Source organism: uncultured Brevundimonas sp. (genome assembly GCF_937863155.1).
Taxonomy (GTDB): Bacteria; Pseudomonadota; Alphaproteobacteria; order Caulobacterales; family Caulobacteraceae; genus Brevundimonas.
In genome coordinates, this window is record NZ_CALMFB010000061.1 from 56,023 (window position 1) to 75,074 (window position 19,052).

At 67.4% G+C, this 19,052-nt stretch carries 20 protein-coding genes and 1 pseudogene; 8 read left to right on the plus strand and 13 right to left on the minus strand.

The window, feature by feature from the left end:
- Nucleotides 1-13: 13 nt before the first annotated feature.
- Entirely contained in the window at nt 14-1,705 is a 1,692-nt protein-coding gene (locus Q0581_RS09490; protein WP_366876928.1) for an ATP-binding protein, read from the minus strand.
- 74 nt (nt 1,706-1,779) lie between these two features.
- On the opposite strand from Q0581_RS09490, the gene Q0581_RS09495 reads away from it, so the two are divergent.
- Nucleotides 1,780-2,472: an IS6 family transposase gene (locus tag Q0581_RS09495; RefSeq protein WP_298699701.1), complete on the plus strand. Its 693-nt coding sequence runs from the start codon at nt 1,780-1,782 to the stop codon at nt 2,470-2,472.
- Nucleotides 2,473-2,532: 60 nt separating this feature from the next.
- Here the strand turns inward: Q0581_RS09495 and hisIE are convergent, their stop codons facing one another.
- The 11 genes from hisIE to Q0581_RS09550 all read right to left on the minus strand — a co-directional run bounded on the left by hisIE (nt 2,533) and on the right by Q0581_RS09550 (nt 11,675).
- Nucleotides 2,533-3,144 (minus strand): bifunctional phosphoribosyl-AMP cyclohydrolase/phosphoribosyl-ATP diphosphatase HisIE, encoded by a 612-nt coding sequence (hisIE, locus tag Q0581_RS09500; protein WP_298699702.1) that lies wholly within the window; start codon nt 3,142-3,144, stop codon nt 2,533-2,535.
- Nucleotides 3,141-3,908: an imidazole glycerol phosphate synthase subunit HisF gene (gene hisF / locus Q0581_RS09505; protein WP_298699705.1), complete on the minus strand. Its 768-nt coding sequence runs from the start codon at nt 3,906-3,908 to the stop codon at nt 3,141-3,143. The genes hisIE and hisF overlap by 4 nt, the downstream gene beginning before the upstream one ends.
- Nucleotides 3,905-4,630 (minus strand): 1-(5-phosphoribosyl)-5-[(5-phosphoribosylamino)methylideneamino]imidazole-4-carboxamide isomerase, encoded by a 726-nt coding sequence (gene hisA, locus Q0581_RS09510; RefSeq protein ID WP_298699706.1) that lies wholly within the window; start codon nt 4,628-4,630, stop codon nt 3,905-3,907. Before hisA ends, hisF begins: the two co-directional genes overlap by 4 nt.
- Entirely contained in the window at nt 4,627-5,226 is a 600-nt protein-coding gene (gene hisH / locus Q0581_RS09515; RefSeq protein ID WP_298699708.1) for an imidazole glycerol phosphate synthase subunit HisH, read from the minus strand. The genes hisA and hisH overlap by 4 nt, the downstream gene beginning before the upstream one ends.
- Nucleotides 5,223-6,635, minus strand: coding sequence for an aminotransferase class I/II-fold pyridoxal phosphate-dependent enzyme (locus tag Q0581_RS09520; RefSeq protein ID WP_298699710.1), 1,413 nt, complete (start codon nt 6,633-6,635; stop codon nt 5,223-5,225). The genes hisH and Q0581_RS09520 overlap by 4 nt, the downstream gene beginning before the upstream one ends.
- A complete protein-coding gene (gene hisD / locus Q0581_RS09525) occupies nt 6,632-7,939 on the minus strand; it encodes a histidinol dehydrogenase (RefSeq protein ID WP_298699712.1) in 1,308 nt (435 codons plus the stop codon). The genes Q0581_RS09520 and hisD overlap by 4 nt, the downstream gene beginning before the upstream one ends.
- Nucleotides 7,939-8,820, minus strand: a complete 882-nt coding sequence (hisG, locus tag Q0581_RS09530) for an ATP phosphoribosyltransferase (RefSeq protein WP_298699714.1) — start codon at nt 8,818-8,820, stop codon at nt 7,939-7,941. Before hisG ends, hisD begins: the two co-directional genes overlap by 1 nt.
- Before the next feature lie 9 nt (nt 8,821-8,829).
- Nucleotides 8,830-9,141, minus strand: coding sequence for a YerC/YecD family TrpR-related protein (locus tag Q0581_RS09535; protein WP_298699716.1), 312 nt, complete (start codon nt 9,139-9,141; stop codon nt 8,830-8,832).
- Nucleotides 9,142-9,337: 196 nt separating this feature from the next.
- Nucleotides 9,338-10,051, minus strand: coding sequence for an anti-sigma factor (locus tag Q0581_RS09540; protein WP_298699718.1), 714 nt, complete (start codon nt 10,049-10,051; stop codon nt 9,338-9,340).
- Nucleotides 10,044-10,607 carry a sigma-70 family RNA polymerase sigma factor gene (locus Q0581_RS09545; protein WP_298699720.1) on the minus strand — a complete coding sequence of 188 codons (564 nt, stop codon included), beginning with the start codon at nt 10,605-10,607 and terminating at the stop codon, nt 10,044-10,046. The genes Q0581_RS09540 and Q0581_RS09545 overlap by 8 nt, the downstream gene beginning before the upstream one ends.
- Nucleotides 10,608-10,658: 51 nt before the next feature.
- Nucleotides 10,659-11,675, minus strand: a complete 1,017-nt coding sequence (locus Q0581_RS09550) for a cyclopropane-fatty-acyl-phospholipid synthase family protein (RefSeq protein ID WP_298699722.1) — start codon at nt 11,673-11,675, stop codon at nt 10,659-10,661.
- 126 nt (nt 11,676-11,801) lie between these two features.
- Between Q0581_RS09550 and Q0581_RS09555 the strand changes: the two genes are divergently transcribed.
- Genes Q0581_RS09555 through Q0581_RS09570 form a run of 4 tightly spaced genes read left to right on the plus strand, consistent with a single transcriptional unit; the run spans nt 11,802 to nt 15,716 of the window.
- A complete protein-coding gene (locus Q0581_RS09555; RefSeq protein WP_298699724.1) occupies nt 11,802-13,139 on the plus strand; it encodes an FAD-dependent oxidoreductase in 1,338 nt (445 codons plus the stop codon).
- Complete coding sequence (locus Q0581_RS09560) at nt 13,136-13,954, plus strand: DUF1365 domain-containing protein (protein WP_298699726.1); 819 nt, start codon at nt 13,136-13,138, stop codon at nt 13,952-13,954. Before Q0581_RS09555 ends, Q0581_RS09560 begins: the two co-directional genes overlap by 4 nt.
- On the plus strand, nt 13,944-14,459 hold the full coding sequence (locus Q0581_RS09565; protein WP_298699728.1) for a lipocalin family protein: 516 nt from the start codon (nt 13,944-13,946) through the stop codon (nt 14,457-14,459). Before Q0581_RS09560 ends, Q0581_RS09565 begins: the two co-directional genes overlap by 11 nt.
- 15 nt (nt 14,460-14,474) lie before the next feature.
- Nucleotides 14,475-15,716 (plus strand): cyclopropane-fatty-acyl-phospholipid synthase family protein, encoded by a 1,242-nt coding sequence (locus Q0581_RS09570; RefSeq protein ID WP_298699730.1) that lies wholly within the window; start codon nt 14,475-14,477, stop codon nt 15,714-15,716.
- Nucleotides 15,717-16,242: 526 nt separating this feature from the next.
- Here the strand turns inward: Q0581_RS09570 and Q0581_RS09575 are convergent.
- Entirely contained in the window at nt 16,243-16,950 is a 708-nt protein-coding gene (locus Q0581_RS09575; protein ID WP_298698851.1) for an IS6 family transposase, read from the minus strand.
- 56 nt (nt 16,951-17,006) lie between these two features.
- On the opposite strand from Q0581_RS09575, the pseudogene Q0581_RS09580 reads away from it, so the two are divergent.
- From Q0581_RS09580 to Q0581_RS09590, 3 genes and pseudogenes are all read left to right on the plus strand, one after another.
- A pseudogene (locus Q0581_RS09580) lies at nt 17,007-17,222 on the plus strand (IS6 family transposase); the annotation flags it as partial.
- A gap of 162 nt (nt 17,223-17,384) precedes the next feature.
- Nucleotides 17,385-17,963 (plus strand): RNA polymerase sigma factor, encoded by a 579-nt coding sequence (locus Q0581_RS09585; RefSeq protein ID WP_298699731.1) that lies wholly within the window; start codon nt 17,385-17,387, stop codon nt 17,961-17,963.
- 2 nt (nt 17,964-17,965) lie between these two features.
- A complete protein-coding gene (locus Q0581_RS09590) occupies nt 17,966-18,937 on the plus strand; it encodes a FecR domain-containing protein (RefSeq protein ID WP_298699733.1) in 972 nt (323 codons plus the stop codon).
- Nucleotides 18,938-19,052: the final 115 nt, after the last annotated feature.

Here is a 19,052-nt window from a genome sequence, read left to right on the forward strand (position 1 = left end):
CGGCGCCGTGGGCCTACTCCGGCGCCTCATCCGCATCGGTCGTGCGCGGCAGGGTCAGGATGAAGGTCGCGCCGACGTCGCCGGGACTGTAGCGGACATGGCCGCCATGCCGTTCCGCGACCGTGCGCACGAAGGCCAGCCCCAGGCCGGCGCCGCGATGGTCGGCGTCGCCATGGCCGAAGGGCTGGAACAACAGGCGCCGCGCCTCGTCCGACAGGCCGGGGCCCTGGTCGCTGATCGTGACCACGCAGACCGCGGCTTCTCCTTCCATGCCGGACGTCAGCGAACAGGTGACGGTTCCACCGGCGGGACCGTACTTCAGGGCGTTGTCCAGCAGGTTCATCAGCATGCGCCGCAGCAGCGCCGGATCGCCCTCGACCAGATGTTCGCCCGCCGCGTCGGGGGTCTGGATCGTCACCCCGCGGCCGGTGGCCTGGGGCCACAATGTATCGGCCGCGTCCATCAATAATTCGCCGATGTCCAGCACGGTGGTGCGGTAGGGCTGAGATTCCGCGCGCGCCAGTTGGACATAGCCTTCGGCCAGATCCAGCGTCAGGCGGGCGTAGTCGCGGATGCGACGCTCGAAGGCGGGATCCCGACGGCTTTGCGTTCCGTCCAGAAGCGCCAGGATCGAAACCTGCGGGGCGCGCATGTCGTGGCTGAGCAGTTGCAGCGCGTGTTCACGCTGGCGTTTGGCGGCGCGGATGCGGGTCACGTCGGCAAAGCGCACGATGTGTCCGACCAGGCGGCCGTCCGCCTCGAACAAGGGCGCGGTGGCGATGCGCAGCACCTGGCCGGCTGGCCCGCGGATGTCGTCCTGGGCCTCGGCGTCCTGATCCAGAAATCGGCGCCAGGCCGGTTCGCCCAGGGCCTGGAACAGGTCGGCCAGGCGAGCGCCGTCGTTCAGGTCGGGGCCGAACAGGTCGCGCACCCGGTCGTTGGCCAGCAGGATGCGGCCGTTCGGAGCGGCCACCACCGTCGCGTCCGGCAAGCTGCGCAGGGCGTCGGACATGAAGCGGTCCAGATCGCGCAACTGCTTCACGGCGGCGCGCAGGGCGTTGACCTGTTTGGCGACCACATCGCCCTGTAGCCGCAGGGGGGCCAGGGCGCTGATCGGCAGGGGAGAGCTTTCCTGCTGCAGCGCCTCCACCTCGTTCTGCATGTAGGAGAAGGCCACCGCCAGCCGCCGCCAGCTCCAGAACGGATAGGCCAGGGCCAGGCCCGCGCCCGCGGCGGCCGGCGGAAACCACAGGCCCAGGGCCAGAAAGGCGATCAGGCTGATCGTCAGGGTCGACAGGATCAGGATCACGCCCAGCACCATGTTGGTGAAGGGCCGCAGCACCAGAAAGCCGCCCAGCAGCAGGCACAGCGGCAGAAGCGACAGGATCAGCACGCCTGTGGCGGACAGGGTGCGCGGCCCCCCGCCGTCCAGCAGCGTCTGCAACAGGGCGGCCTGGATTTCGACGCCCGAGGTCAGTTCTCCATGGGGCGCGGCCGGCGTGGCGTAACGGTCGCCCAGGCCCGGCGCCATGGCCCCCACCAGCACCAGTTTGTCCTTCAGGAAGGCGGCGGGAATCTCGCCATTCAACACATCGATGGAGGGCAGGGTGCGGAACCGGCCGGGCGGCCCGCCATAGGCGATGGCTTCTTCGGCGGCGGCGATCAGGGCGGGGTGTTCGCCGTCGGCGGGCGGCGGGGCGGGCAGGGCGGCGCTGTCAGTCTAACGCTAACTTGTCTCCACTGAAGGTCGGCGTAAATGGCTGATCGGGGACGCGTTTCATGAAGTCTCTATCGTTCACGCGCCACCGGTTCCCGGCGGACGTGATCCGGCATGCGGTGTGGCTCTATTTCCGTTTCAGCCTGAGTCTGCGCGATGTCGAGGAGCTTCTGGCTCGGCGCGGGATCGAGGTCAGCTACGAGACGATCCGTTGCTGGACCCGCAAGTTTGTACCGCAGATCGTGAGGCGTTTGAAGAAGCGGCGCAGCCCTCCGACGGGAGGTTGGCATCTGGACGAGATGGCCTGCTGGATCGGCGGCCGCCGGATGTATCTATGGCGCGCGGTCGACGACGAGGGCGAGGTGCTCGACCTGGTCGTGCAGCGCCGACGGGACAACGAGGCGGCGCTTAAACTTCTGGGTCCCCTCCTGCGAAATCAGCCGGTTGAACCGGAGCGGATCACTACGGACGGTCTGGCGTCATATGGATCGGCGATGCGGGAGTTGGGGTTGAAACACCTTCATCGACCAGGTCGGCTGCGGGAGAACAATCGGGTCGAGAACGCCCACCTGCCGATCCGACGACGAGAGCGACAGCAGCAGGGCTTCAAATCCCAAGCTTCAGCCCAGAAATTCCTCATCACCCACGCCGCGATCTACAACACCTTCAATCTCCAGCGTCACCTGATCAGCCGACCCACCATTCGCCGCTTCCGCGCCGAGGCGAATGCGGCGTGGGCGGCGGCAACGGCATGAACCGAGCGGGGTAGGGGGCTTTTGAGCTCGGGCTACTTAACTTGACAGCACCCACCGGCCTCAGGCCGCGTCGCGCCTTTTCAGGACATTGAACATCTGACCGGCCGCCATCCCTCTACAGCGCAGAAGAACATAGAGGTGGTACATCAGGTCGGCCGCTTCTTCGGCGAGCTCCTGATCGCTTCCCGCTACGGCTGCCAGGGCAGTCTCGACGCCTTCCTCTCCGACTTTCTGCGCGATGCGTTTGATCCCTTGGGCCAGAAGGGTGGCCGTATAGCTGGATCCGGGGTCTGAGCACTGGGCGCGTGCGGCTATGGTGCGTTCCAGCAGCGCCAGGCGGCCGACGCCCGGCGCCGTCGCATCTCCGAAGCAACTGGTCCGTCCCAGGTGGCAGGCGGGACCGGTGGGACGCACGGTCATCAGCAGGGCGTCACCGTCGCAGTCGGCAATCAGGTCGACAAAGGCCAGGCGATTCCCCGAGGTTTCGCCCTTGCGCCAGCGCCCGCCACGCGAGCGCGAGAAGAAGGTCGCCTCTCCGCTGGCGATCGTCTCCTCGACCGCGGCCCGGTCGGCATAGGCCAGGATCAGCACCTGCAGGGTGTCGGCGTCCTGCACCACGACGGGGACGAGGCCGTCGCCCTTTCTGAAGTCTAGCGTCTCGGGGTCGATCACTGGCGCACCTCGATGTCGGCGTGAGAAAGGAACCGTTTCAGGTCGGGCACGGTCAGGGTTCCGGAATGGAAGATGCTGGCGGCCAGGGCGCCCGACACGTCGGCCCTCTGAAAAACATTTCGGAAATGTTCGGGGGCCCCGGCACCGCCCGACGCCACCAGAGGAATGGTCAGCCGCGCCCTGGCCTCTTGAAGTTGCGCGATGTCATAGCCTTTGCGGACCCCGTCCTGGTCCATGCAGTTCAAGACGATTTCTCCGGCTCCCCGCGACTGGGCTTCGCCGATCCAGTCCAGCGTTCGGCGGCCCGGGGCGACGGTCGCCGAGGGGGCGCCGGTGTATTGCCGCACGGCCCACTCGTCGCCCTCGCGGATGGAGTCCACGCCGACCACCACGCACTGGGAGCCGAAGCGTTCGGCCAGTTCGCTGATAAGCTCTGGTCGCTCCAGGGCCGGCGAGTTGATCGAGATTTTGTCGGCCCCGTGGTCCAGGCATCGTCCCGCCGCCTCGACCGAACGCACGCCTCCGGCGACGCAGAAGGGGATGTCCAGCACGCGGGCGATGCGTGCGATCCAGGCGTGGTCCAGGCTGCGACGCTCGGGGCTGGCGGTGATGTCGTAGAAGACCAGTTCATCGGCTCCCTGGTCGCGATAACGCGCGGCCAGCTCGACGGCATCGCCCATGTCGCGGTGGCCCTGGAAGCGGACGCCCTTGACCACCCGGCCGTCCTTCACGTCAAGACAAAGGATGATGCGTCGCGCCGTCATGCCGCCAGCGCCTGTTCAAGGGTGAAGCGGCCTTCGTAGAGCGCGCGGCCGACCACCGCCCCGGCGCAGCCCGCCAGACGGGCGGCGGTCAGGTCGGCTAGGTCGGCGACGCCGCCGGACAACTGGACCTGGAGATCGGGCCGCCTCGTCATGATGTCGGCGATCAGGGCCTGGTTCGGGCCGGTCAGGGCCCCGTCCCGTCCTACGTCGGTGACCAGCAGATGCCGCGCCATGCCAGGCGGATAGCGGTCCAGCGCCGTCCACAGATCGACGTCGGCCGCCTGGGTCCAGCCCTTCAGCGCCGGGCGCCAGGTTCGACCTTCGGCGCGCACGTCGACAGCCAGGGTCAGCCGCTCCGGCCCGAACCGCTCCAGCCAGCCGCCGACGATGGCCGGGCTGCTCACGGCCAGGGAGCCGACGACGACGCGCTCGACGCCCGCCTCGATCAGGGCGGCGACATCCTGTTCCGACCTGACGCCGCCGCCAGATTGGATGTGCACCTTGCCGGCCCCTGCCAGGGTCGCGATGCGGCCGTGTTGGACGGCGCGGCCGGCTTTGGCCCCGTCCAGATCGACGACATGAATCCATTCGGCCCCAGCGTCGGCGAAGGCGGTCAGTCGCGCCAACGGATCGGCGTCATAGGCGGTGACCCGGTCGAACCGGCCGTGCATCAGACGCACGCACCGCCCGTCCTTCAGGTCGATTGCCGGATAGACGATCATGCTGGCAGATCCAGGAAGTTGGCCAAGATACGCGCCCCGGTCGCGGCCGAGCGTTCGGGATGGAACTGGCAGCCCCAGCGGTTGTCGCGGCGCACCATGGCGGGGATAACGCCGCCGTACTCGGCCCGGGCCAGGGTCGCGGGTCCATCGGGACAGACATAGCCGTGGACGAAATAGGCCCAGTCGCTATTCCGCACGCCCTCCAGCAGGGGGTCATCGCGCCCTAGCTGCAACCGCGACCAGCCCATGTGCGGAACCGGCAGGTCGCCGCCAGGCGCCAGCCGTTCGACCCGGCCGGGGATCAGGCCCAGCAAATCCCCCTCGCCCTCGGCGCTGGTCTCGAACATCAGCTGCTGACCCAGGCACACGCACAGCAGGGGCCGGGGGAAGCGACGCAAGGTCTCGATCAGATCCAGGTCACGCAGCCGGGCCATGGCGTAGCCGGCGGCGCCCACCCCGGGCAGTATCAGACGTTCGGCCGAGGCGACCTCAGAAGGATCGGCGGTGATCCGTGCACGCGCGCCAAGCCTCTCCAGTGCGAAGACCACCGAGGCGACATTGCCTGCGCCATAGCTGACGACGGCCACGGTCTTCACAGTAGCCCCTTGGTGCTGGGCACAGCGTCGCCTTCGACCCTGATCGCCTGACGCAGGGTGCGGCCCAGGGCCTTGAACACGGCCTCGGTCTTGTGATGGTCGTCGTGGCCCGAGACGGAGACGTGGATCGCCGCCCCGAGGGTCTCGGCCAGGGAGCGGACGACGTGGGCGGTCAGGTCGGTGCGATATCCGCCGATCATCGGCGTCGCGAAGTCGCCCCGGAAGACGGCGCAAGGACGGCCCGACAGGTCGATCGAGGCCGCAGCCTCGGCCTCGTCCATCGGCAGCACGAAGCCGTAGCGGGCGATGCCGCGCCGATCGCCCAGCGCCTGGCGCAGGGCCTGGCCCAGGGCCAAGGCGCAATCCTCGACTGTGTGGTGCGGATCGATGTGCAGGTCGCCCCGACAATCGAGCCGCAGCGAGAAGCCGCCGTGCGCCGCCACCTGTTCCAGCATGTGGTCGAAGAAGCCGATCCCGGTGTCGATGGCGACGGGCGCGACGGTGCCCAGATCGACGGTGCAGACGATGCGCGTCTCCTTGGTGTCTCGTATGGCCTCGCCCAGTCTGTGGGGCTGTCCTGTCGCCGTCGCGGTCTGTCCCAAGGCGGCCAGGATGCGATCATTCACGGCAGGCTCGGCGAGCACCGCCAGGCTCAGCCGGTCGTCGCGGCGCCGGAACGGAACTTCGAACCGCATCAGCGCGTGCGTCGCCTCCTCCATGATCGGCGGACGGATGCTCAGGCGCGGACCGTCCTCGGCCATCGCGTCCAGATCGGCCAGGGCCTGGACCAGTCGGGTCCGCTGGGCCTTGACCGCTTCGACCCGGCGGCGGGTTTCAGCCAGGCGCGAGGCGTCCAGCGCCTGCAGAGCCAGGCGGATCGACGGCGTGGGCAGGGCGTGGGGTTCGCGTACCTGGGCCATGCGCGCCACCGCGTCCGGCGGCCCGATCAGGGCGCCGACCCGCGCGCCGGCCAGGCCCCAGGCCGAGGACAGGCTGCGAACGACCACGACCGGCGCGTCCCGACCCGCGCGCGAGGGAACATCGGTGAACTCGATGTCGGCCTCGTCCAGCACCACAAGATCGGCCGCCGCCATGGCGCGGACCAGCGCGGCGTCCGCGAGGGGCGCGCGCCGCACGGCGATCCGGCCGCCGCCGCCGTCCAGTCGATAGAGGGGCTTCAAAGCCAAATAGGCGGGGTCGTCCGGCAGGTCTGCCGACCCACCCTCGCGCGCCGCCAGCCGCAGAGCCAATTCGACGCCGTGGGTCGCGCCGCGTACCGGCAGGACGCAATCGGGTTCGACGCCATAGACCTGGGCCATGCGCAGACGCAGGGCTTCGTCGCTGGGATAGAGGTCCAGTCCCTCCGGTTCGCGCACCAGGGAACGGAAGGGGGCGGGCAGGGGCCTCATCCGGCGGCCCTCAGATCGGCGGCGCGGGCGTGGGCCTCCAGCCCTTCCAGACGGGCCAGGCGCGCGGCGATGGGGGCCAGGGCGCGCGCCCCGTCAGGAGTGGACGTCTGGATCGATATCGAGGTCATGAAGGCGGCGGTGGTCAGGCCGGCCATCGCCCGCGCCGCCCCATCCGTCGGCAGGACGTGGCTGGGCCCGGCCGCATAGTCGCCTAAGGTCTCGGCCGTCCAGGCGCCGACGAAGACCGCCCCGGCCGCCGTGATCTTTTCCGCGAGGGCCTCGGGCTCCGCTACCTGCAGGGCCAGGTGTTCCGGCGCATACAGGTTGGAGACGGCGCAGGCCTGGTCCAGATCGGCCACGCAGATGGCGCGTCCCTGGGCCAGGGACGCGCGCGCCACGGCTTGTCGCGGCAGGTCGACAAGCTGCGCCTCGACCTCGGCCAGGATGCGGTCCAGGGAGCCACGGCTGGGTGAGACCAGCAGCACCTGGGCGTCGGCGTCATGCTCGGCCTGACTCAGCAGGTCCGCGGCGGCGATTTCGGGGCCGGCGTCGGCGTCGGCGATGACCAGCAGTTCAGACGGCCCGGCACGCATGTCGACGGCGGGGCCCCCGGCCAGTGCAGCGGCCTGGGCCTTGGCCTCGGCCACATAGGCGTTGCCTGGTCCGAACAGCTTGTCGCAGGCGGGGAGGGTTCCGTCTTCTAGCTCGGCGCCGAAGGTCAGGGCCGCGATCGCCTGGGCCCCGCCGATCAGCCACAGGTCTTCCAATCCCGCCTCGGCCGCCGCCACGATCATGGCGGGATGGACGCCGCCGGAGGCGTCGGGCGGCGTTACGACAACGCGCCGCTGCACCCCAGCGGCCTCGGCCGGGAGCGCTTGCATTAGCAGGGACGAGAACAGGGGCGCCGAGCCCGCCGGAACATAGAGGCCCGCCGCTTCCAGCGGCCGCCACACGCGCCGTGACCGCACGCCCGGCGTGGTTTCGATCCAGCCGGAGTCCTCAGGCCGCGTCGCCTGGTGAAACAGACGGATATTGTCAGCCGCCATGCGCAGGGCGCGGGCGTCTACAGGCGGTAGTGTGGCGCGGGCTTTTGCAACCGTTTCCTCGTTCAAGATCAATCGGCGAGGGGCATGGCCGTCCAGCTTCACCGCCCAGTCGCGCACCGCCTCGCCGCCGCGCTGGCGGACATCGTCGAGGATGCGCCGCACGGTGTCGGGAACCTCTGTCCCTGCGCGGCGTGCGGGCCGGGCCAAAGCGGCACGACGACCATCGGCGTCCAGGGAAGGCCAGTCGATCCGCCGCATCACATCATCTTCTCTATGGGCAGGACCAGAATGGCCGAGGCGCCGGCGCCCTTCAGCCGCTCCAGCGTCTCCCAGAAGACCGCCTCCTGGCAGACGGCGTGCACGGCCACGGCGTCTTCGCGGCCCAACAACGGCATGACGGTCGGCGCGCCTGCGCCCGGCAGCAGGCGGGTGATATCCTCCAGCGCCGACCGTGGCGCGTTCAGCATGACGTATTTGGCGCCCTGGGAGGCGACTACGCCGGCCACCCGCTCGATGACGCTGTCCAGCAGCTCGGCCAGTTCAGGCTCGGGTGCGACGGGGGAGCGGACCAACACCGCCTGGCTGTCCAGCACCGTGTCGCGCGGGGCCAGACCGTTGGCCTCCAGCGTCGCGCCGGTCGAGACCAGGTCGCAGACGGCGTGGGCTAGTTTCAGCCGCGGCGCCACCTCGACCGCCCCTCGCATGGTCACCACCTCGGCCTGAACGCCGTACTTGGCCAGGAAGCGGCCCAGAACCCGGGGATGGCTGGTGGCCACGCGGCAGCCGGCCAGAGAGGCCGGCCCGGCGTAGTGCTGGCCCTCGGGTGTGGCGATCTTCAGGGTGCAGCGGCCGAAGCCCAGAGGCATGACCACTTCGGCGACCGGCCCGCCGTTGCGGACCTCCTCCAGCACATCTTCGCCGACCAAGCCCAGATCGCAGACACCATCGGCGACGAAGGTGGGGATGTCGTCGTCGCGCACCCGCAGCAGGTCGATCGGATAGTTCTCGACCCGGTACAACAGGTCGTTGTTCCCGCGGATGACGCGCAGGCCGGCGTCCTTCATCAGGTCCAGACTGCGGTCGGCCAGGCGTCCGGATTTCTGGACGGCTATGCGCAGCCGCCCCTGAACCTTGCTCATCGTGGGACCTCAGGCTTTCAGACGGTCAAGCACCAGGCGGTAGCCTTGGTGAGGCATCTCTTTCAGGAACCGCGCGACGCGGACTACCGTCGTGGGACTTGCCTGGGCCTCGGCGGCGATCTCCCGATAGGACTTGCCCCCGGCGTCCAGCAACCGCGCCACCTCCCATCGCTCGGCGAAGGCGCGCACCTCGGACGGCGTGCACAGGTCGGCCAAGAAGGCGTCCACCTCGTCGCGCGTCTTCAGGGCCAGCAGGGCGTCATACAGAGCCACTCGGCTGCGCGCGACCGCGGCTGCATTGGGGGGTACGGAGTCGATCATGACGTTCCACTATGCTGTAACGCTGGAACGGTCAAGCGCAATAGCGTTCGGGTCAGCCAAGGCTTCAATGCCGTGACCGGGCTTCCAAAATCTCCACAGCAGAGTTCGCACGCGTTCTGAATCCGCGGCCAGGACACGATCCGAAAAGTCGCTTCATGCGACGCCTACTGAGATTTCGGGTACGCTCTTGGCTTGTTCAGAGCGACCGAAGCTGACCTTGCGCAACCACGGGTCCAGTCGGTTGGCCGGTTGGCGAGCCGCCTTCGGGCTCGACAGAAATCGCCAGCACCGAGTCCGCCGCGAGTGCGCCGATCGCCGGCATGGCGGCCGCGCTGTCGCTAGGCATGACGCCGAGGGACACCGGCTTGCCATCCCTGTTCAGCAGCCACAACTCATGCGAATGGCCCGGCGCGCCGTCGCCGCCGATGGGGGTGACGACGACCCGGCGGTTGGTGGCGTCCAGGGTGACCACGAAGACCACCTGCCCGTTTGCCGCTTCCAGGCGTGTGCTGGCCAGGGTCGCCTCGCCGACGACAGGCGCTGGCGTGGGCCTGGAAGCCGAGGGTAGGAAGGCCACCACCGCCAGCGTCGCGGCCATGGCGACCGCCAGAGCGGTCGCGCCGCGCCAGAAGACGAGGTTATTCCAGACGCCCCCCTCGCCGACCGCGCGCGGAAGACGCGCAGCGATCCGTGGCCACAAGTCCTTGCGGACCGCGACGGGTCCGATCTCCTCGATCAGAGGCGCCAGCCGCGCCTCCCAATCCTCTACGGCGTGTGCGAACGTCGGATCGGTTTCGAATCGGCGCGCGGCCACAGCGTGGGCGGCCGGATCGAGCAGGCCAATGACATATTCGGCCGCGAACAGATCGGCCTCGTCCTGCGGGGTCATGTCTTCGGTCGGGTCAGGCATAGGCGTCGCCCATACAGGCCCGGAGTTTCATCAGCGACCGGCGCATCCAGCTCTTGACCGTACCCAGCGGCGCGCCTGCCCTTTCGGCCAGGGCGGGGTAGGTCAGCCCACCGAAGAATGCCTGCCGCACCATGTCCGCATGGCGGGTCTCCAATACCTCCAGGCAGCGGTGCAACTGGTCCGCCGTCTCGCCGGACTCCATCACCTCGCTGGCCAGAGGCGCGCCATCCGCCGTCTCCGCCACGGCGTCGTCGGAAACGAAAGTGCGGCCGTCCCGCGCGCGCAGCCGGTCGATGGCGCGGTTGCGCGCCAGGGTCACCAGCCACGTCACAGGACTGGCGCGCGACGCATCGAACAGGCCGGCCTTCTTCCACACGGCGAGATACACCTCCTGCAGCACGTCCTCGGCCTCGGACTGATCGGGCAAGATACGGAGGATGACGCCGAAGAGTTTCGCCGAGGTCCGGCGATAGACGTCCTCGAGCGCCGACCGATCCCCGCCCGCCACCCGAGAGAGGGCGGAGGCAAGCTGCGCGCGCTGCTGATCGGCGTCCATCCCGTACTCCCGATGACGAGGGGTGACGCTGCCACAGCCGAACCCGACACGCTAGGCGGGCCTCAGACAATAGTGGCTGACGCCCCATTCGCGCCCGTCGCTGTCTCCGAACAGGCCGGCCGTGGCCAGATAGAAGCGCCGCCAGCGTCGGGTCCACAGCCGAGCGTCGTCGCCATAGGCCGTCTGCATGATCCGGGCGATACGTTCGGCGTGGGTGTCCATATTGGCCAGCCAGTGCAGGGCGGTCTTCTGATAGTGGGTGCCGCTCCAGCGCCAGTCCTGCTCGACCTGGAACAGGTCGCCGTATTGCCGGATCAGTTCGTGGCTGGGCATGACGCCGCCGGTGAAGAAATGCTGGGCGATGAAGTCCGCGCGGTCCGATACCTCGAAACGATAGGGGGTCGTCCGGTGCGAGAAGACGTGGATGAACATCCGCCCCTCCGGCGCCAGCCAGGCCCGCGCCCGGCCCAGAAGCGCGCGCCAGTTGGCCATGTGCTCGAACATCTCGACCGACACGATCCGGTCGAAGCGCCGGTCGATGGCGAAGTTGTTCATGTCGCAGGTCAGCACCGTCAAATTCGTCAGGCCCAGAGCCTGGGCGCGCGCCTCGATGAAACGGCGCTGACCGTTCGCGTTCGACACCGCCGTGATCCGAGCGTTCGGATAGCGTTCGGCCATCCATAGCGACAGAGAGCCCCAGCCGCAGCCCAGCTCCAGAATGGACTGTCCGTCCGCGAGGCCGGCGTGATCGCAGGTTTCCGTCAGGGCGGCGATCTCGGCCTGGGCCAGCGTTTCTTCGCCGGTCGGATAGAGGCAGCAGGAGTATTTCAGCCGCGGCCCCAGACACAGTTCGAAGAACTCGGGCGGCAGTTCGTAATGCTGGGCGTTGGCGGCATCGGCGTGTTCCGCGATCGGACGTTCGGCCATTTCGCGGGCGAAGGCCAAGGCCGCCTGCGGATCGTCATCCAGACGTCTGCGGGCGCCCGCCACCATGCCGGCGATGACCGTCCGGACGATCGGATCGGGCGCCGGGGCGTCCTGCAATGCGTGGAAGATGGCGGCGGCCATGGCATACCCTCGTGACCAGACATCCAGTCCGGATGCGGAACCAGTTACGCACGAGGCGCCCTTTCAGATGCATCCATCGGCATCCGGGCGTCGTAGCTGGACCGACCCGCAGCCCGGAGCCCGCCCATGTCCGTCGCCTCACAGTCTCGCCGCAGGATCGCCGTTGTCGGCGCCGGGGTGTCAGGCCTGTCCTGCGCCTGGCTGCTGTCGCAGGCCCACGAGGTGACCCTGTACGAAGGCGAGGAACGGCTGGGCGGCCACTCCAACACGGTCATGGCGCCGGGACCTGACGGCGACATCGCGGTGGACACCGGCTTCATCGTCTACAACGCGCCGAACTATCCCAACCTGACGGCCCTGTTCGATCATTTCGGCGTGGCCACCAAGCCGGCCCATATGTCGTTCGCCGTCTCGGTCGACGACGGCGCCTTCGAATACTCCAGTCACGGCGCGGCGGGCCTGTTCGCCCAGAAGCGCAATCTGGCCAGTCCGAAATTCTGGTCGATGCTGGCGGACCTGAAACGCTTTCATCGCCGCGCGCCGCGCGACCTGCCGGTGCTGGAGATCTCGGGCATTTCGCTGGGCGAATATCTGAACCAGGGCGGCTATGGCCGCATGTTCATGGACCATCACCTGCTGCCGCAGGCGGCGGCGATCTGGTCGGCGTCCTCGGCCCAGATGGCCGACTATCCGGCGGCGGCCTTCATCCGCTTTTACGGCAACCATCGCCTGCTGGAGGTGGACATGCGCCCCAACTGGCGCACCGTCGATGGCGGCAGCGGCGAATATGTTCGCAGGCTGCGGCAGGCCTTCAAGGGAAGGGTCCGGGCCGGCGAGCCTGTCCTATCGGTATCGCGCGATGACGCCGGCGGTGCTGTGCATACGGCCTCGGGCGCCGAGCGCTACGACGCGGTCGTTCTGGCAGTCCATTCCGATCAGGCCTTGCGCCTGCTGACGGAGCCGACGGCGGACGAACGCCGCCTGTTGTCGGCCATTCCCTATCAACGCAACCGCGCCGTCCTGCATCACGACATCCGCCAGATGCCGCGCCGTCGGTCGGCCTGGGCGGCATGGAACCACGTCAACCGGCGCGGCGACGACCGGCAGGCCGGCGGCGTCACCTACTGGATGAACCAGCTTCAGTCCCTGCCGGGGCGCCCCTTGATGGTCACGCTGAACCCCGTGCACGCGCCCGATCCCGACTTGGTCGTCGGCCAGTACGACTATGAGCATCCGCTGTTCACCGCTGCCGGCCTGGCCGCCCAGCAGGCGTTATGGTCGTTGCAGGGGCGTCGGGGCGTCTGGTTCTGCGGCGCCTGGTTCGGCTCTGGGTTCCATGAAGACGGACTTCAGGCCGGCCTGGCCGTGGCGGAGCAATTGGGCGGCGTGCGCAGGCCGTGGACTGTCGAGAATGAGAACGGGCGGATCGTGCTGTCGCAGCCGACTCTGGCGCAGGCGGCATGAACGAAGCCGTGAGCGTCTCAGGTCTCTACACCGGCCTGGTCACCCATGTGCGCCACCGGCCCAGGCGTCATGCCTTGAAGTATCGGGTGTTCATGCTGCTGATCGATCTGGACGAGGCGCCGACGCTATTGCGCCGTTCACGCTGTATCCGCGCCGGACGTTTCGGTCTGATGAGCTGGCGAGAAGCGGACCACGGCGACGGCGGCGACCGCCCGTTGAAGGCGCAGGTGCAGGCCGTCCTGGTCGATGCGGGGATGAGCGCCGGTGGTCCGATCCGCCTGCTGACCATGCCGCGCATCTTGGGCCACGGCTTCAATCCGATCAGCGTTTACTTCTGCCACCATGCGGACGGGCGCTTGGCCGCGACCCTGTACGAGGTGTCGAACACCTTCGGCCAGAGGCATCGCTACCTAGTCGCCAGCGACGGACTGGGCGCGGCGCTTGAACGGCACGCGGCGGACAAGCGCTTTTACGTCTCGCCTTTCATGGACATGGACCTGGCCTATCGGTTCGTCCTGCGTCCGCCGGACCAAGGCGTGCGACTGACCATCGAGGTCGACGACGCCGATGGTTCGATGCTGACCGCCGCTTTCGTCGGCCGCCGGTCGGCATGGACGGACGCCAACCTGATGAAGGCATGGCTGGGTCACCCGCTGCTGACGCTCAAGGTCGTCTTCGGCATCCACTGGGAAGCCTTGCAGGTCTTCCTGAAGGGCGTCGGCTTCCGACATCGCCCGCCCTTGCCGCCCGAACGCGTCACCCTTGGCCGCAACCTGTCGGCCTGCCAGCGAACCGGAGATCCTCATGCCGCCTAGATTGATCGTATTGGCCCTACTGGCCGCCCTGATCCCCGGTCTGGCCATGGCGACGCCGGAACCGACCAAGCCGGTCGACCTGGGCCGGCTGATGGGCCGTTGGCACGAGATCCTGCGGACACCGAACGACCATCAGAGGAACTGCTGGGCGGCCAGCCAGGTCTGGTCCGCGCGGAACGACGGCCGCTATTCGATCCGCCAGACCTGCCATCGTGGATCGCGGACCGGGCCGACACGTAATTTCGACACAGTGGCGCGGGTGCTGAACCCGCCCGAGAACACCAAATTCGAGGCCAGCTTCTTCGCCGGTCTGATCCGCCAGCGCTACTGGATCATCGACCACGCCGACGACTACAGCTGGATGATCGCCACCAGCGCCGACGGGCAGTTCCCGGCCCTGCTGGCGCGGACGCCCACCCTTTCCGCCTCCGAGACCAACCGTCTGAAGGCCCGGATGCGCACACTGGGCTTGCCGACGGCGCGTCTGACGCCATCTGAGGGCTGAGGAAAGACACTGCGAATGACGGACCGGACTTTCGAAGACGGCGTGAGGCACGGCGCCCTGCCGCCCCGCGCAGCGCCCGTCTGGGCCCGCCCGCTGCTGCGGCGCGTCGCGCGGCTGTGGATCAACGGCGGGCTCAGGGTCGTCCTTCCCAACGGCGCCGTCTGGCGGATCGGAGAGGACACTAGACCTTGTCCGACGTGGCAGATTCGCCGCTGGCGCGCCCTGGGTCGCCTGATCCGCCGCGGCGACATCGGCTTCGCAGAAGGCTATATCGCCGGTGATTGGGATACACCCGACCTGACGGCCCTGCTGCTGGCCTTCGCCGACAACTACGACGCCCTGGGCGCCGTCATGTCCGGGTCGCGCCTTCTTCGCGGTCTCAACGCCCTGGGCCACGCCTTGGCCGGCAACAGTAGGCGCGGGGCCCGTCGGAACATCATGGCCCACTACGACCTGGGCAATGACTTCTATCAGGGCTGGCTGGACCCCAGCATGACCTATTCCTCGGCCTTGTTCGAACGCCCGGGCATGACGCTGGAGCAAGGTCAGCAGGCCAAATACGCCGCCTTGGCGGGGGAGGCCGGGATCAAGGCGGGCGACCATGTGCTGGAGATCGGCTGCGGCTGGGGCGGCTTCGCCCTGTATCTTGCGGGTGACCTGGGCGCCCGGGTCACTGCCTTGACCCTGTCGCCTGCGCAGAAGGCCTTTGCCGAGGCGCGCATCGCAGAGCGCGAGCTGACGGACCGGATTGAGGTGGGTCTGGTCGATTATCGTGATGTCGAAGGCCGGTTCGACGCCATCGTCTCCATCGAGATGTTCGAAGCCGTCGGCGAGGCCTACTGGCCAACCTATTTCCAGCGTCTTCGGGAACTGCTGAAGCCCGGCGGCAAGGCCGCATTGCAGATCATCACCATCCGCGACGACTTGTTCGACGCCTATCGCCGCCGCCCGGACTTCATCCAGCTGCACGTCTTTCCCGGCGGCATGCTGCCGTCGGAGGCAGCGCTCGACGCCGTCATCACTGGCGCAGGCCTTTGTTCCCGCATCACACGCCGCTTCGGCGTGGACTACGCCCGCACCCTGGCGGAATGGCTGGCGGCTTTCGATGCGGGGCGCAACGCCGATGACAAGGCCGAGTTTCCGAGACTCTGGCGGTATTATCTCAGCTACTGCGAGGCCGGGTTCCGATCGCGAAGAACCGATGTCGTGATGGCTACGGTCGCTACACCGTCACCGACGAATGCGCAGGATTCATAGCTCCCCGTAGAATTCCGTTGAACAGGGAGGCGGGCGCACAAATCGTCCTGCCAAGGATGATCAGGCAGGGTTTTGTATGTCGGGATTCCAGCCCTGCGTTTTGTAAATTTGCTAGAAATTATAGCCGACTACGTGGCGGCACCGGACAGTCCAACGCCAACTTGTCTCCAGCGATGCCGAATTCTCTGGACTGGCCATCTGTCGGCGGTTCGGGACCGCAGGGACCGCAACCATAAAGGTTTGATCGTCGTCCCAGGGCGCAACAGGCGCATGTCGCGAAAGCCTGAGGAAAGGTTGGCGGCTGACACCCGGGGCCATGAAGTCGCAATCCATAACGGTGCTGTTTGCACGGGTGCGCTCTGCGATGGGGGCGGAGCGGTGTCCCGGATCAGGCAGGCGGAATGGCTGCGCGCTTCTTTTCTTGCACCCCCAGCAAATCGTGAGACGAACATGACCGTCCGGGGGTGCTGTCAGTCCAACGCTGACTTGTCTCCACTGAACGCACCTTGGGCAAGGTGGTCGAACCTCAGCCGGCGAGCGACTGCCACTCAGCCAGGGCGGCTGAGCGTCGGGCCTTGTAGTCGTCTCGGCTGATCAGATGGCGGTCCTGGTTGAAGTGGTTGTGGAAGGCGGCGTGGACGGAGCTGAACTTCTGCAGGGTCTTCATCCGGCGGAAGCGAAGCATCGCTCGCTCTCGTCGTCGGAACGGCAGATGGGAGTTTTCCACCCTGTTGTTGGCCCAACGGCCGACCTCCTGACGATCGGCGTTTCCGAGGTCGTTGAGGGCGGCTTTGTACGAGCGCAACCCGTCCGTCACGATGGCCTTCGGTCGGCCGTGTCGCTTCATGGCTTTCTTGATGAACTTCAGCGCTGCGGCCTTGTCGCGGGTCTTGGTGACGAAGGATTCCAGAACCTCGCCTTCATGATCGACGGCTCTCCATAGGTACCGCATCTCACCGTTGATCCGGACATAGACCTCGTCCAGAAGCCAGCGCCAGTGGGTGTAGGCGCGCATGTGATGCACGCGCTTGCGGCGGATCTCGGCGGCGAACATCGGGCCGAACCGGTTCCACCAGAGCCGCACCGTCTCGTGGCAGATGTCGATGCCGCGCTCGGCCAGCAGGTCTTCGACGTTCCGAAGCGACAACGGGTATCGGACGTACATCATGACCACGAGCCGGATCACCTCCGGCGAGCTGTCGAACCAGCGAAAGGGGTTGGTCGATTTGGCCATCCGAGGACGCTACGGCCGCCTCCCTTAGGCCGTAATCAGTTTGGGCTGACAACACCCGTGAGAACAATAGGGTGGAGAATTCAAACCTGCCGATCCGACGACGGGAACGCCAGCAGCAGGGCTACAAATCCCAGGCTTCAGCCCAGAGATTCCTCACCACCCACGCCGCGATCTACCACACCTTCAATGTCCAGAGACATCTCATCAGCCGACCCACGCTTCGCCGCTTCCGCGCCGAGGCGGATGCCGCTTGGGCGGCGGCTACAGCATGAGCCGAGCCGGGTAGGGGGTTCTGAGCTCGGGCTACTTAACCTGACAGCACCCCTGAGAGCCCTATCGAGCCTCCATGGAGTGAATCGGACCATGGTAGCGGGGGCGAATGCGAAAATTCTCGCCTCGATAAGGAAGACGCGTCCCCAATCGTCTAAGCTGGGATGGAGGACCAACTGCAAAGGAGCCGGCACGACGCCATGGATGGCAAGCGGCGCGCCATCGTGCGTTGGGTGGGCTCCGAGATCCTGCCTCACGAAGGTAAGGTCAGGGCTTGGCTGCGGCGATCGAAGGTGACGGCGGAAGACGCCGATGACCTGGTCCAGGAGGCTTACTGCAGGATTTCGGCCCTCGATTCCGTTGACCAGATCAGCCGTCCTGACGCCTATTTCTTCCAGATCGTTCGCAATCTGCTGACCGAACAGATCAGGCGGGCACGGGTGGTGAGGATAGAGACGGTGGCCGAGATCGACGCTCTGCCGGCATTCTCCGAGGTCGTGTCGCCCGAACGTATCGCCGGCGCGCGCCAGGAACTGGAGCAGGTTCGGCGTCTGATCGCCGGTCTGCCTGACCGATGTCGACGGATCGTCGAATTGAGAAAGATCGACGGTCTCTCCCAACGTGATATCGCGAGCCGGCTGGGTGTCAGCGAAAGCATCGTTGAAAACGACGCCGCCAAGGGGCTTCGGTTGATCCTGCAGGCGCTGCGAGACGACGCATCCCGACACGGTGGTGAACAATGACAATGACCGACCGCGAGACCGCAAGTGAGATCGAGGCGGCGGCGGCCCGGTGGGTCATTCGCCTGGATCGAGACGGCCATACGGCGCAGGACATTGCAGATCTTGAGGCATGGCTGGCCGGCGATGATCGCCGCAGGGGCGCATGGCTGGCCGCCCAGGCTGCCTGGCTCATGCTGGATCATGCGCGCGATGCGGCAGGATCGCCGCCGATATCGAACAACCGGCGGAGCCCGTCGCTGCTGCATCGCCGAGGGGTCTTGCTGGCTGGCCTCGGCGCGGCTGCGGCGGCGTCGGTCGCGGGCGGGGTGGTTCTTCTGGGGCAGAGCCAGCGCTATGGAACCGTCGTGGGCGAGGTTCGTCGGGTGCCGCTCACGGATGGCTCCACGGCGGCGATCAACACCGACAGCGCCGTCGAGGTCACTATGACCGAGGCGCAGCGCACGGTCAGGATCGCGCGCGGCGAGGCCTGGTTCCAGGTCGCTCGAAATCCCCAGCGCCCGTTCGTCGTGGCGGCCGGAGTGGTGCGGGTGCGGGCCGTCGGCACGGCCTTCGCCGTGCGGCTCCGCCCCGGCGGAGCCGATGTGCTGGTGACTGAAGGGGTGGTCGAGACTTGGATCGACGGAGCGGAGAACAGCCGAGTTCGACTGCAGGCGGGCAGCCGCGCGTTCGTTTCCGATGATGTTCCCGTAGAGGAAACGCAGGTGGTGTCGGCCGAGTTGGACCGGCTTCTCGCCTGGCGGGCGGGCAAGCTGGATCTGGCGGGCGAAACCCTTGCGACCGCAGCAGGTGAGTTCAACCGCTACAACGCCCGAAAGATCGAGGTCGCCCCGGCCCTGGCCGACGCGCAGTTCTTCGGCGTTTTCCGGACCGATGATCCCGAAGGCTTTGCGCGAGCGGTCCAGGCCAGCCTGGGCGTGCCCGTTTCCATCGGCGCCCATCCGGCCGTGATCCGGATCGGCGACGGTGACGGATGAATTTCAAGAGATCGAAAAGGAAACTTCCGCGCCGTTCGTCTGAATGATAGGCGCCGCACAGGCGTCCGCTATCGAACATCGGGGGACGTCATGTCGATCAGAGCAACGAGCAACT

Bases quoted from the DNA above. Each gene is read 5' to 3' on its own strand.
- hisD (WP_298699712.1), bottom strand. From the start codon at position 7,939: ATGCGGCGGATCGACTGGCCTTCCCTGGACGCCGATGGTCGTCGTGCC.
- Q0581_RS09550 (WP_298699722.1), bottom strand. From the start codon at position 11,675: ATGGCCGCCGCCATCTTCCACGCATTGCAGGACGCCCCGGCGCCCGAT.
- Q0581_RS09555 (WP_298699724.1), top strand. From the start codon at position 11,802: ATGTCCGTCGCCTCACAGTCTCGCCGCAGGATCGCCGTTGTCGGCGCC.
- hisF (WP_298699705.1), bottom strand. From the start codon at position 3,908: ATGACGGCGCGACGCATCATCCTTTGTCTTGACGTGAAGGACGGCCGG.
- Q0581_RS09585 (WP_298699731.1), top strand. From the start codon at position 17,385: ATGGAGGACCAACTGCAAAGGAGCCGGCACGACGCCATGGATGGCAAG.
- hisG (WP_298699714.1), bottom strand. From the start codon at position 8,820: ATGAGCAAGGTTCAGGGGCGGCTGCGCATAGCCGTCCAGAAATCCGGA.
- Q0581_RS09575 (WP_298698851.1), bottom strand. From the start codon at position 16,950: ATGGCCAAATCGACCAACCCCTTTCGCTGGTTCGACAGCTCGCCGGAG.
- Q0581_RS09545 (WP_298699720.1), bottom strand. From the start codon at position 10,607: ATGGACGCCGATCAGCAGCGCGCGCAGCTTGCCTCCGCCCTCTCTCGG.
- Q0581_RS09570 (WP_298699730.1), top strand. From the start codon at position 14,475: ATGACGGACCGGACTTTCGAAGACGGCGTGAGGCACGGCGCCCTGCCG.
- Q0581_RS09565 (WP_298699728.1), top strand. From the start codon at position 13,944: ATGCCGCCTAGATTGATCGTATTGGCCCTACTGGCCGCCCTGATCCCC.
- Q0581_RS09560 (WP_298699726.1), top strand. From the start codon at position 13,136: ATGAACGAAGCCGTGAGCGTCTCAGGTCTCTACACCGGCCTGGTCACC.
- Q0581_RS09535 (WP_298699716.1), bottom strand. From the start codon at position 9,141: ATGATCGACTCCGTACCCCCCAATGCAGCCGCGGTCGCGCGCAGCCGA.
- Q0581_RS09495 (WP_298699701.1), top strand. From the start codon at position 1,780: ATGAAGTCTCTATCGTTCACGCGCCACCGGTTCCCGGCGGACGTGATC.
- Q0581_RS09520 (WP_298699710.1), bottom strand. From the start codon at position 6,635: ATGAGGCCCCTGCCCGCCCCCTTCCGTTCCCTGGTGCGCGAACCGGAG.
- Q0581_RS09590 (WP_298699733.1), top strand. From the start codon at position 17,966: ATGACCGACCGCGAGACCGCAAGTGAGATCGAGGCGGCGGCGGCCCGG.
- hisA (WP_298699706.1), bottom strand. From the start codon at position 4,630: ATGATCGTCTATCCGGCAATCGACCTGAAGGACGGGCGGTGCGTGCGT.
- Q0581_RS09540 (WP_298699718.1), bottom strand. From the start codon at position 10,051: ATGCCTGACCCGACCGAAGACATGACCCCGCAGGACGAGGCCGATCTG.